We start from the raw sequence: 11129 nt of genomic DNA on the forward strand, positions 1-11129 counted from the left end.
CCTTATCGGGGCCGCGGGTGCCCCGGGGCCGCCGCCCGCCCCCCCCCCTTCGCCGGCGGCCCCCCCGGGGGGGGGGCCCCCCCCCGGCCGCCCCCCCCACCGCCACGACCACGGGGGTACTCCCATGCAGCAGCTGTCCGACGCCCGGCTCTACCTGTGCACGGACGCGCGCAAGCGGCAGGGCGACCTCCCCGAGTTCCTCGACGCCGTCCTGGCCGGCGGGGTCGACATCGTCCAGCTCCGCGACAAGGGCATGGAGGCGGGCGAGGAACTCGAACACCTCCAGGTCTTCGCCGAGGCCGCCCGCCGCCACGGCAAGCTCCTCGCCGTCAACGACCGCGCCGACGTCGCGCACGCCATCGGCTCCGACGTCCTGCACCTCGGCCAGGGGGACATACCCGTCCCCGCGGCCCGCGCCATCCTCGGCGACCGGGTCCTGGTGGGCCGCTCCTGCCACGCCGAGTCCGAGGTCGACGCCGCCGTCGCCGAGGCCGGCGTCGACTACTTCTGCACCGGCCCCTGCTGGCCCACCCCCACCAAGCCCGGCCGGCACGCCCCCGGCCTCGACCTCGTCCGGTACGCGGCCTCCCTCGCCCAGGACCGCCCGTGGTTCGCGATCGGCGGCATCGACGGCTCCAACCTGGACGAGGTCCTGGACGCCGGCGCCACCCGCGTGGTCGTCGTCCGCGCCCTCACCGAGGCCACCGACCCCGGCGCCGCGGCCGCCGAACTCGCCAAGCGGGTCCGCGCCCGTCTCGCCTGACGGCGGAGCGCGCCCGGGAGCCCGGGCGGGCGCGTCCGCGTCTCAGGGTGTCCAAAAATCTGTCCAAGGGATGGACATCGCTTCGGCGTCCGCCGGGGCACGTCTAACCTGCCGGTATGGCCCTTGGTACCGCTTCCACCTGGTCGGATCGTGCGCACACGGTCCGCGACCTCCTCGCGTCCGGAGCCTCGTATTCCTTCGAGTTCTGGGCTCCCAAGACCGAGAAGGGCGAGCGCAACCTCTGGAACGCGCTCCGCCGGATCGAGGCGGTCTCCCCGAGCTTCGTCTCCGTGACGTACGGAGCCGGCGGCTCCACCCGGGGCGGCACCGTCCGCGCCACCCAGCAGATCGCCGCCGACACCACCCTGACGCCCGTCGCGCACCTGACCGCGGTGGACCACTCCGTCGCCGAGCTGCGGCACGTCATCGGCCAGTTCGCCGACGCCGGCATCCGCAACATGCTCGCGCTGCGCGGCGACCCGCCGGGCGACCCCATGGGCCCCTGGGTCAGGCACCCCGAGGGCGTGGACTACGCGGCCGACCTGGTCCGGCTGCTCAAGGAGTCCGGCGACTTCTGCGTCGGCGTCGCCGCCTTCCCCGAGATGCACCCGCGCTCGGCGGACTGGGACTCGGACATCCGGCACTTCGTGGACAAGTGCCGCGCCGGCGCGGACTACGCCATCACCCAGATGTTCTTCGACCCGGAGAATTATCTGCGGCTGCGCGACAGCGTCGCGAAGGCGGGCTGCGAGACCCCGATCATCCCCGAGGTCATGCCTGTTGTGGGCATCAAGCAGCTCGACCGGCTGCCCCAGCTGAGCACCGCGGTCTTCCCCGACGCGGTCAAAGAACGCATGCTCGCCGTCAAGGACGATCCGGCCGCTGTACGCTCCATTGGCATCGAGTTCGCCACGGAGTTCTGCGCGCGGCTGCTGTCCGAGGGTGTCCCGGGGCTGCACTTCATCACGCTGAACAATTCCACGGCGACCCTCGAGATCTACGAGAACCTGGGCCTGCACCAGCGGGCCTGACCGGCCGTCTCCTCTTCCCGCGCGGCGGCCGTACCGAGAGGGGCCTTGCATGGGAATGACGGTCCTCTACATCGCGTTCGGCATCGTCGCGCTGTGGCTGCTTGCCGAGGTCCTGATGCAGTACAAGGCCCGGCTGCGCTGGCGCCTGCTCGCCTTCACCGGCTTCGTCGGCGTGGTGGCCGGGGTGGTGCTGCCGTCGGTGCTCGTGATCGCCGTCGGCGCGACCGCGTTCGCCGTCGGCCAGACCCTGGTCACGCTCTCCTTCCGCAAGGGCTTCGTGGCCGGCTGGTCGCTGCGCCGCGGGCGGCCCGCACCGCCGGAGCCGCAGGGCAGACGCCGCCGCTCCGGGGGCGCGCCGCGCCCGGAGCCCGCGCTGGAGGTCACCTCGCTGGAGTACGGCTCCGAGGCCACGGGCCCCGCCGGGGACACGGGCGCCGAGGGCGCGGTGTTCACCCCGCAGCCGGTGCCCGAGGAGACCGGCTCGTACGGGATACAGAGCTTCGTCCCCCAGCAGCCCCAGCAGCCCCAGCAGCCTCCGACGCCCCAGCAGCCCGGCGCCGAGACGCCCTTCGCGTCGCCGTTCACCACGGCCGAGCAGGACGCCCACCAGTACGCGGCCTACTACGACCAGCAACAGGGCCAGGGCGGCTACGACTACTCCGGCACCTACCCCGCGGGCGGCCAGCAGGTCTACGCCGCCTACTCGGACCCGTACATCGGCACCGGCGGCGAGGTCTCCCCGGCCCCGCCCTACGACGGCGCGGCCTACCCGCCGTACGGTGACCCGGCCCAGCAGCAGTACTCCATGGACACCCCGCCCGGCGGGGTCTGGGTCCCGCAGCAGCGCGCCACCGACGCCGCCCCGCAGCCCTACCCGGAGCAGGACCCCCAGCAGCCGCAGGAGTACCCGTACCCCTACCCGGGCAACGGGGAGTACGGCCAGTACCGCAACTGACGCGGCGGCCGTTCCCGGCCCGGGCCCGGCGGGCCGGGGCTCACTGCGAGCCCCGGAACCCCGCCCCCTCCACGATCAGCCCGGCCACCAGGGCCCCCGTCATCCCGGCGTGGGCGAGCCCGCCGCCGGGGTGCGCCCAGCCGCCCGCGAGGTACAGCCCGGGCAGGGCCGTGGTGTTGGCCGGGTACAGCAGCCGGCCGCCGTCCCCCGGCAGCGCGGGCGCCGGCACCGAACCGCCGAGCGCGCCCGTGTCCGCCTCCACGTCCTGCGGGGTGCGCACCTCCTGCCACAGCAGCCGCCCCCGCAGCCCCGGGACGGCCTTCGCGGCGAGGTCCAGCAGCTTCTCCGGGTCCGGGACCGGCGCACCGCCCGCGGGCCCGCACACGGCGCTCACCGTGACCGCCTCGTGGTCCGCGTCCGGGCGCGTGGCCGGGTCGTCCGGGCGCAGCACCGTCACCAGCTGGACGCCGGCGGAGCCGGGGGAGTGCACCAGCGTGCGGTGGACGGCGTCCGCCGGGCGGGCGCCGCGCAGGGCCAGCAGCAGCGTCAGCCGCCCGGGCACCTGCGACCCCCGGGCCGGTACGCCGCCGCGCGGCACCGAGGCGCCCGGCAGCTGCCTCGGGTCGATGCCGCAGACGACCTGGTCGGCGGCGGCCTCGGTGCCGTCGGCCAGCCGTACCCCGGCCGCCCGGCCGTCGCGGGTCAGGACCGCGCGGACGGCCGCCCCGAAGACGAACTCCACCTTCCGCTCCCGGCAGCGCTCGTACACGGCGGTGGCCAGCTCGCGCATGCCGCCCCGCACGTACCAGCTGCCGAAGGTCTGCTCCATGTACGGCAGCGCGGCCGCCGCGGCGGGCACGGTGTCCGGGTCCAGCCCGTACGCCAGGACCCGGCCGGCCAGCAGCTCGCCGAGCCCGCCGCCGAGCTCGCGCCGGGCCACCTCGGCCAGCGTCGGCGTACGGCGGCGCAGCAGGCCGCTCCCGCGCAGCGCCGGGTACGGGTCGCGGCCCAGCACCTGCCAGTCGGGGCGCAGCGGCTCCTCGAGCAGGGGGCGGCGGGTGGCGTCCCAGGTGTCACGGGCGCGGCCCAGCAGGGCGTTCCAGCGTTCGCCCGCGCCCGCTCCGAAGGCCTCGTCCAGGGCGGCGGCGACCCCGCCCCGGGAGGCGCCGGGGAGGGTGACGGCGGCGCCGTCCAGGACGTGCCGGACGGCGGGGTCCAGCTGCACCATCCCGACGCAGTCCTCGAGGGGCCGCTTGCCGGTCTTGACGAACAGGTCGCGGTAGACGGCGGGCAGGTGCAGCACCCCGGGCCCCGTGTCGAAGGCGAAGCCGTCGCGTTCGAACCGGCCGAGGGAGCCGCCGTACGTGGACCCGCGTTCGTACACCGTCACCTGGTGCCCCGCCACGGCCAGCCGGGCCGCCGTCGCCATCGCGCCCATGCCGGCGCCGATCACCGCAATTCTTGCCATGCCGCTGAGCCTATCGAGCGAGGTCAGCGGGTCAGCGGGGCGGTGCCCCGGCGGCGGCGGCCAGCCGCTTCTCCTCGCGGCGCTGGGCCCGTCGCCGCCGGAAGCGCCGGATCCGGCTCCACAGGAAGACCAGCAGGGCCAGTCCGATGGCCAGCAGCACGGCGGCGATGACCGCGGCGGCCTGCGGGTTGAACATGGCGAAGGTGACGATGCCGGCCACGCCCAGGTCCTCGGCGGTGCTCAGCACGATGTTGGTGAACGGCTCGGGCGAGGTGTTGACGGCCATGCGGGTGCCGGCCTTGACGAAGTGGCTGGCCAGCGCGGTGGACCCGCCGACCGCGCCGGCGGCGAGGTCGGGGAGCGAGCCGCTCTGCCCGGCGAGGAGGGCGCCGACCACCGCGCCGGCGACGGGCCGGATCACGGTGTGGGCCGTGTCCCACAGCGAGTCCACGTACGGGACCTTGTCGGCCACCGCCTCGCACAGGAACAGCACGCCCGCGACGACCAGGACGTCGGTGCGCTGGAGCGAGGCCGGAACCTCGTCGGACAGGCCGGTCGCGCCGAAGATGCCGAGCAGCAGGACCACGGCGTAGGCGTTGATCCCGCTGGCCCAGCCGCTGGTGAAGACCAGGGGGAGCACACTCATCCGGCCAGCATGCCGCAGCGCCGGCGATCAGGTGGGCAGAAACGGTGAGGGGACGGCCGCGAGCGCGGCCGTCCCCTCACCGGTACGTGTGTGCGGGGCTACTGCCCCTGCTCGTCGCGGCGGCGCTGCCACCGTTCCTCGATACGGGTCATCATCGACCGACGCTGCCGGTTGCGGCCGTGGGCCGCACCGCCTGAACTTCCGGAGACGGGCTGCTCGCCGGGCTTGGGTGCCTTGCGCCAACCGGTGACCACGAGGACCGTACAGGCCAGCATGACGAGGAATCCCACCACGCTGATCCAGAGCACTTCCTGCCAGATCACACCAGTCATGAGGAGCGCGATACCCACCACAATGCCTACGACTGCCTGGTAGACCCGTCGCCGGGTGTACGTGCGCAGTCCACTGCCCTCAAGCGCTGTCGCGAACTTGGGGTCTTCGGCGTACAGCGCTCGCTCCATCTGCTCGAGCATTCGCTGCTCGTGCTCCGAGAGCGGCACGGGAGTCCTCCTCATCCGTCGGTCGCGGGGGGTAGCGACCAGGGGTCCCCTTCAGGATAGGCGGGGAATCGCCCCCGTGATACCCGCCCTCAACGCCACATTCTGCAATCCACCGGCCTGGCGAACCAGCGCGCCGGAACCGGTGCCGAACGAACGGCTGCTTCGAACGTACCGTCGCCAAGGCGGCCAATGAGGCGCTTATTCCCCAATGAGCAGTCCGCCATGCCGACCGGTGCACCCGATCATACGGGTCGGCGCGCCCGATGGGAGGGGATCCGCCGGAGCCCGTCCGAGCAAGGCCGCAGATCAGGCGGGCTTCTCGCCCAGGACGTGCAGCTGCGTGGCCACCGCGTGGAAGGCGGGCAGCTCGGCGGCGGCCTCCTCCAGGCGCAGCAGCGCCTCGACCGCCCCGGGCTCGGTGTCCACGAGCACCCCGGGAACCAGGTCGGCGAAGATCCGGACGCCGTGGACCGCACCGACCTCCAGGCCGGCGTCGCGGACCAGCGCGCTCAGCTGCTCGGCGGTGAAGCGGCGTGGGACCGGGTCGCCGGAGCCCCAGCGTCCGGCCGGGTCGGTGAGGGCGGTGCGGGCCTCGGTGAAGTGCCCGGCGAGCGCCCGCGCCAGCACGGCTCCGCCGACGCCTGCGCCGAGCAGGCTGAGGACGCCGCCCGGGCGCAGGGCGGCGACCGCGTTGGCCACGCCCTCGGCCGGGTCGTCCACGTACTCCAGCACGCCGTGGCAGAGCACGACGTCGTACGACTCCCGGCCGACCACGTCCAGCAGGCCCTGGGCATCGCCCTGGACCCCGCGCACCAGGTCGGCGACGCCCGCCTCGGCGACCCGGCGCTCCAGCCCGAACAGCGCGTTCGGGCTGGGGTCGACCACGGTCACCCGGTGGCCCAGCCGGGCCACCGGCACGGCGAACTTGCCGGTGCCGCCGCCGGTGTCCAGCACCTCGAGGACCTCCCGCCCGGACGCCTTCACCCGGCGGTCGAGGGCCTCCTTGAGTACCTCCCACACCACGGCGGTGCGGAGGGAGGCACGGGGGCGGGAAGTGTCCGACACGGCTGGTGGCTCCTCGGCGCGTAAGGGTGGGGCGGTGCGGAACCCACCCTATTGCCTCGGCCGACCGGGCAGCTCATCCGGCGTGAGGACGCTCCGGGCGCGGCTGCGGCAGGGCCTGCGTCACGGGCTGGAGCGCGAGCATCCGCTCCACCAGCCGTACGAACATCCCCGCCTCCCGTACGAGGTCGTCCGCGTCCCGGCAGGTCGCCGCATCCGGTATCCCCGCCTCGGCCCGGGCCCGGCGGGCCGCGCCGGAGGCGAACAGCGCGCTCCACTCGGTCAGTTCCGGCGCTATCTCCGGCAGTACCTCCCACGCACTGCGGATCCGCGGCCGCCGCCGGGGATTCACCGGTTCGGGCCGCCCGCGCGCGGCGAGCACGGCCGCGGCCGCGCGCAGCGCGGCCAGGTGGGCGGTGGCGTACCGCTCGTTGGGCCGGGACAGCAGGGCCGCCTCGGCCAGGCCACTGCGGGCCTTGGCGAGCAGGTCGAGGGCGGCCGGCGGTGCGGCCGACCGGCGCGGGACGGGGTGGACAGGGGACGGGGACGGTGTGGCCATGACGAACCTCCTGTCGTTGCGGTGGTGCTCAGCTGCCTGCTGGTTGCTTCCGTTCGTGGATCCATCGTGACGGCCCCCACTGACAATCACGCTGACCTGCAGATTCACGCCAAATGCGGGCAGGAGCGGGCGACAGGGCACCGAACCTGCTAGCTTTTGAACTGACTGGTCAGTTCAAAAGGAGGGGGGAGGGCCGTGGACAGCCCGCACGGCGCGGCCGTCAAGGCCGAGGGCTTCGGACTCAAGGGCCCGCGCGGCTGGGTGTTCCGGGGCGTGGGGATCGACGCGGCGCCCGGTGCGCTCATCGCGGTCGAAGGACCCTCGGGCAGTGGCCGCACCTGCCTGCTCCTGGCCCTCACCGGACGGATGAAGGCCACCGAGGGCCACGCCGAGATCGGCCGCCACCGGCTGCCGAAGAAGATGGCCGCCGTCCGCCGCATCACCGCCCTCGGTCCCGTCCCGGGGGTCAACGACCTCGACCCGGCGCTGACCGTCGCCGAGCAGCTGCGCGAGGGAGCCATGCTCCAGCGCCGCTACGACGGCCCCGTCCGCGCCCTGCTGCGCCCGCGCGGCGAGCGCCGCGCCACCGCCCGCACCCGCGTCGACGCGGCCCTCGCCGCCGTCGGACTGGACCCGACCGCCCTGCCCAAGGGCGAGCGGACCCCCGTCCGCGCCCTGGAGCGGCTGGAGGCCGTGCGGCTCTCGCTGGCCATCGCCCTGCTGGGCAACCCCCGGCTGCTGGCCCTCGACGACCTCGACCTCAAGCTCTCGGACGCCGAACGCCGGGAGGCCTGGGCGCTGCTGCGCTCGCTCGCCGACCGCGGGACCACCGTCCTCGCGGTGTGCAGCGAAGCCCCGGACGGCGTGACGGTGGTGCGCACGGGGGCCGGAACGGAAACCCAGCCCGAAGCCGAAGCCGAGGCCGAAACGGCAACCGAAGCCGAAGCCGAGGCCGAAACGGCAACCGAAGCCGAACCCGAGGCCGAAACGGCAACCGAAGCCGAAGCCGAAGCCGAAACGGCAGCCGAAGCCGAGGCCGAAGCCGAAGCGGCTACCGAGGCCCGGTCCGAGGCCGCGACCCGCACCACGACCGGCACCGACGACGACGACACGAAGGGGGCGGACGATGCGCTCGCCGAAACTGGCCGCGCTTGAGCTGAAGCGGTTCGGGCGGGGGAAGCTGCCCCGGGCCGCCCTCGTCGCACTGCTCCTGCTGCCCCTCCTCTACGGCGCCCTGTACCTCTGGTCGTTCTGGGACCCGTACAAGCGCCTCGACAAGGTGCCCGTCGCCCTCGTCAACTCCGACCAGGGCACCACCGTGGACGGCAAGCGCCTCGACGCCGGCGGCGAGATCACCCGCAAGCTGCGCCGGAGCAAGACCTTCGACTGGCGCGAGGTCAGCCCCGCCGAGGCGGCGAAGGGGGTGGAGGACGGCACGTACTACCTCTCCCTCACCATGCCCGCCGACTTCAGCGCGAAGATCGCCTCCAGCGCCGGTGACGACCCCACCACCGGAGCCCTCCAGGTCCGTACGAACGACGCGAACAACTACATCGTCGGCTCGATCTCGCGGACCGTCTTCTCCGAGGTCCGCTCGGCCGCGTCCGCCAACGCCTCCCGCGGCTTCCTCGACAAGATCTTCGTCTCGTTCGCCGACCTGCACGACAAGACCGCCGAGGCCGCCGACGGCGCCGACCAGCTCAAGGACGGCGCGGGCAAGGCCCAGCAGGGCGCGAAGGACCTCGCCGACGGCCTCGACACGGCCAAGGAGAAGACCGGCGAGCTCACCGGCGGCCTGAACAAGCTCAACGCCGCCGCCGGCAAGCTGGAGACGGGCTCCCGGCAGGTCGCGGACGGCACCCAGCAGGTCGCCGACAAGGTCAACGGCGCCGCCGCCAAGGCCCGGCCCTTCGTCAAGGACCCCAAGAACCTGGCGGACACCGCCAAGCTGGTCGCCGACAGCGCCCACGTCGTCAACAACCACCTCGGCAAGTTCGCCGAGAAGGCCCCCGCCGCGGCCTCCCTCACCAAGCGGGTGGCCACCCGCACCGACTCCCTCTACACGAAGTACTGCTCCGCCGGCGCCCCGCCGGCCCCCGCCTTCTGCGCCGACGCGAAGGTGGCCAGGGACGACGCCGCCGAGGCCGCCCTGCTCGCCGGCGACGTCAACACCCTCGTCGGGAACGCCGGCGGCGACATCACCAGGCTCCGCGGCCAGCTGACCGACCTGGAGGGCAAGGCCCGCGTCCTGGTGGAGAAGGCCCCGGGCCTGGCCGGCGACCTCGACGCCGCCGTCACCCAGGTCAACGCCCTCAACAGCGGGGCGCACAAGGTCGCCGACGGCATGGTCGAGCTGCACAAGGGCATCGGCACCGCGGCCGGCGGCTCCGGCAAGCTGGGCGAGGGCGTCGGCAAGCTCGGCGACGGCGCCCACAGCCTCAACGGCGGCATGTTCAAGCTGGTCGACGGCAGCGGACAGCTCGCCGGCGGCCTGCACGACGGCGTCGGCAAGATCCCGGACTACGACCAGCAGCAGCGCGACGCCCGTACGCAGGTCATGGCCGACCCGGTCCAGCTGGCCAACCAGGCCCTGCACAAGGCGCCCAACTACGGCACCGGCTTCGCCCCCTACTTCATCCCGCTGTCCCTGTGGGTCGGCGCGATGGTCGCCTACATGCTGATCGCCCCCATGAACAAGCGGGCCCTGGCCGCCGGCGCCTCGCCCTGGCGGATCGCCGTCGCCGGCTGGCTGCCCGTGGTCGGTCTCGGCGCCGCGCAGGTGGGCGCGCTGATGTCCGTACTCCACTGGGCCCCCGGCCTCGGCCTGGAGATGGCCCACCCGGCCCTCACCATCGGCTTCCTGGTCCTGGTCACCGCCTGCTTCGCGGCGATCATCCAGTGGCTGAACGCCAAGTTCGGCGCGGCGGGCCGCATCCTGGTCCTGGCCCTCCTGATGCTCCAGCTGACCTCCGCCGGCGGTACGTACCCCGTCCAGACCAGCCCGGACTTCTTCAACGACATCCACCCGTACCTGCCGATGTCGTACATCGTCGAGAGCCTGCGCCGCCTCATCACGGGCGGCGACCTCACCCCGGTGTGGCAGGGCGGCGCGGTCCTCCTCGCCTTCACGGCCGGGGCGCTGGCCCTCACCGCACTCGCCGCCCGCGGCAAGCAGGTGTGGACGATGGACCGGCTGCACCCGGAACTGAGCCTGTAAGGGGCTGTTGACCTGTGAGAATCAGCGCCATGGAAAGCAGCATCACCACCGTCGGCGGCGCCCGGCGGCAGGCCACGCGCCAGAAGCTGTACGAGGCGGCCGTCACGCTCATCGCCGAACAGGGCTTCTCCGCGACCACGGTCGACGAGATCGCCGAGCGGGCGGGCGTCGCCAAGGGCACCGTCTACTACAACTTCGCGAGCAAGACCGAGCTCTTCGAGGAGCTGCTGCGGCACGGCGTGGGCCTGCTCACCGCCTCGCTGCGGGCGGCAGCGGACGAGACCGAGGCGCGCGGCGGCAGCCGGATCGAGGCCCTCGACGCGATGATCCGGGCCGGCCTGGTCTTCATCGACCGCTACCCGGCCTTCACCCAGCTGTACGTCGCCGAGCTCTGGCGGACCAACCGCGCCTGGCAGTCCACCCTGATGGTGGTGCGGGGCGAGGCGGTCGCGGTCGTCGAGTCCGTGCTGCGCGAGGGAGTGGAGCGCGGAGAGCTCAGCGCCGAGATCGACGTGCCGCTGACGGCGGCGGCCCTGGTGGGGATGGTGCTGGTGGCCGCGCTGGACTGGCAGGCCTTCCAGAGCGAGCGGTCCCTGGACGACGTGCACTCGGCGCTGTCGCTGCTGCTGCGGGGCAGGGTGAGCGGGAGCCGCTGACCCCCGGTCGGCGGTGCCGCTCCCGCCGGGAGGCGGCGTACAACTGAGTATCCGTACTCAGACGCACAGATGAGTACGTGTACGGATGGGCTCCCACCTGCGAAGACAGCAGACTGGAGGCCACGGACAGGGCCGCTCGGCCCGCACCGCGGACACGGGGCCGCGGAGCGGACCGGGTCCTGGCCGGAACAGGAACGCCGGTGCGGCGGGCTCGGGGGGAACGAGCCCGCCGCACCGGCGTTTCCCGCGTGCGCGGAGCCGTCCGCGGAGGC

Annotated in this window: 11 protein-coding genes; 6 read left to right on the forward strand and 5 right to left on the reverse strand. The window is 73.8% G+C overall.

Annotated elements, in window-relative coordinates:
- Nucleotides 1-124 precede the first annotated feature (124 nt).
- The 3 genes from thiE to AB0D45_RS29055 all read left to right on the forward strand — a co-directional run bounded on the left by thiE (nt 125) and on the right by AB0D45_RS29055 (nt 2749).
- Nucleotides 125-763: a thiamine phosphate synthase gene (thiE, locus tag AB0D45_RS29045; protein ID WP_361611296.1), complete on the forward strand. Its 639-nt coding sequence runs from the start codon at nt 125-127 to the stop codon at nt 761-763.
- Between the two features lie 116 nt (nt 764-879).
- Nucleotides 880-1794: a methylenetetrahydrofolate reductase [NAD(P)H] gene (gene metF, locus AB0D45_RS29050; RefSeq protein WP_361611294.1), complete on the forward strand. Its 915-nt coding sequence runs from the start codon at nt 880-882 to the stop codon at nt 1792-1794.
- Between the two features lie 49 nt (nt 1795-1843).
- Nucleotides 1844-2749 (forward strand): hypothetical protein, encoded by a 906-nt coding sequence (locus AB0D45_RS29055; RefSeq protein WP_362464417.1) that lies wholly within the window; start codon nt 1844-1846, stop codon nt 2747-2749.
- A gap of 40 nt (nt 2750-2789) precedes the next feature.
- On the opposite strand, the gene AB0D45_RS29060 is transcribed toward AB0D45_RS29055, so the two are convergent.
- From AB0D45_RS29060 to AB0D45_RS29080, 5 genes are all read right to left on the reverse strand, one after another.
- Nucleotides 2790-4217 (reverse strand): NAD(P)/FAD-dependent oxidoreductase, encoded by a 1428-nt coding sequence (locus AB0D45_RS29060; RefSeq protein WP_362464420.1) that lies wholly within the window; start codon nt 4215-4217, stop codon nt 2790-2792.
- Between the two features lie 31 nt (nt 4218-4248).
- Complete coding sequence (locus AB0D45_RS29065) at nt 4249-4863, reverse strand: DUF4126 domain-containing protein (protein ID WP_362464423.1); 615 nt, start codon at nt 4861-4863, stop codon at nt 4249-4251.
- 98 nt (nt 4864-4961) lie between these two features.
- Complete coding sequence (locus AB0D45_RS29070; RefSeq protein ID WP_361610496.1) at nt 4962-5363, reverse strand: DUF3040 domain-containing protein; 402 nt, start codon at nt 5361-5363, stop codon at nt 4962-4964.
- Between the two features lie 306 nt (nt 5364-5669).
- On the reverse strand, nt 5670-6428 hold the full coding sequence (locus AB0D45_RS29075) for a methyltransferase (RefSeq protein ID WP_362464426.1): 759 nt from the start codon (nt 6426-6428) through the stop codon (nt 5670-5672).
- Nucleotides 6429-6501: 73 nt separating this feature from the next.
- Nucleotides 6502-6984 carry an SAV_6107 family HEPN domain-containing protein gene (locus tag AB0D45_RS29080; protein ID WP_362464429.1) on the reverse strand — a complete coding sequence of 161 codons (483 nt, stop codon included), beginning with the start codon at nt 6982-6984 and terminating at the stop codon, nt 6502-6504.
- A 195-nt stretch (nt 6985-7179) separates the two neighbouring features.
- On the opposite strand from AB0D45_RS29080, the gene AB0D45_RS29085 reads away from it, so the two are divergent.
- From AB0D45_RS29085 to AB0D45_RS29095, 3 genes are read left to right on the forward strand one after another with little or no spacing between them, the layout of a single operon-like run.
- The gene (locus AB0D45_RS29085; RefSeq protein ID WP_362464432.1) at nt 7180-8139 is read left to right on the forward strand and encodes an ATP-binding cassette domain-containing protein; all 960 of its coding nucleotides are present in this window, start codon (nt 7180-7182) and stop codon (nt 8137-8139) included.
- Nucleotides 8111-10201: a YhgE/Pip domain-containing protein gene (locus AB0D45_RS29090; protein WP_362464435.1), complete on the forward strand. Its 2091-nt coding sequence runs from the start codon at nt 8111-8113 to the stop codon at nt 10199-10201. Before AB0D45_RS29085 ends, AB0D45_RS29090 begins: the two co-directional genes overlap by 29 nt.
- A gap of 29 nt (nt 10202-10230) precedes the next feature.
- The gene (locus tag AB0D45_RS29095) at nt 10231-10857 is read left to right on the forward strand and encodes a TetR/AcrR family transcriptional regulator (protein ID WP_362464437.1); all 627 of its coding nucleotides are present in this window, start codon (nt 10231-10233) and stop codon (nt 10855-10857) included.
- The last annotated feature ends 272 nt before the right edge of the window (nt 10858-11129 follow it).

The organism is Streptomyces sp. NPDC048352 (assembly GCF_040651895.1).
Classification (GTDB): domain Bacteria; phylum Actinomycetota; class Actinomycetes; order Streptomycetales; family Streptomycetaceae; genus Streptomyces.

What these genes read in the sequence shown, in the direction of transcription:
- AB0D45_RS29055 (WP_362464417.1), top strand. Translation starts at nt 1,844, where the DNA reads ATGGGAATGACGGTCCTCTACATCGCGTTCGGCATCGTCGCGCTGTGG.
- AB0D45_RS29080 (WP_362464429.1), bottom strand. Translation starts at nt 6,984, where the DNA reads ATGGCCACACCGTCCCCGTCCCCTGTCCACCCCGTCCCGCGCCGGTCG.
- AB0D45_RS29095 (WP_362464437.1), top strand. Translation starts at nt 10,231, where the DNA reads ATGGAAAGCAGCATCACCACCGTCGGCGGCGCCCGGCGGCAGGCCACG.
- AB0D45_RS29065 (WP_362464423.1), bottom strand. Translation starts at nt 4,863, where the DNA reads ATGAGTGTGCTCCCCCTGGTCTTCACCAGCGGCTGGGCCAGCGGGATC.
- AB0D45_RS29090 (WP_362464435.1), top strand. Translation starts at nt 8,111, where the DNA reads ATGCGCTCGCCGAAACTGGCCGCGCTTGAGCTGAAGCGGTTCGGGCGG.
- metF (WP_361611294.1), top strand. Translation starts at nt 880, where the DNA reads ATGGCCCTTGGTACCGCTTCCACCTGGTCGGATCGTGCGCACACGGTC.
- AB0D45_RS29060 (WP_362464420.1), bottom strand. Translation starts at nt 4,217, where the DNA reads ATGGCAAGAATTGCGGTGATCGGCGCCGGCATGGGCGCGATGGCGACG.
- thiE (WP_361611296.1), top strand. Translation starts at nt 125, where the DNA reads ATGCAGCAGCTGTCCGACGCCCGGCTCTACCTGTGCACGGACGCGCGC.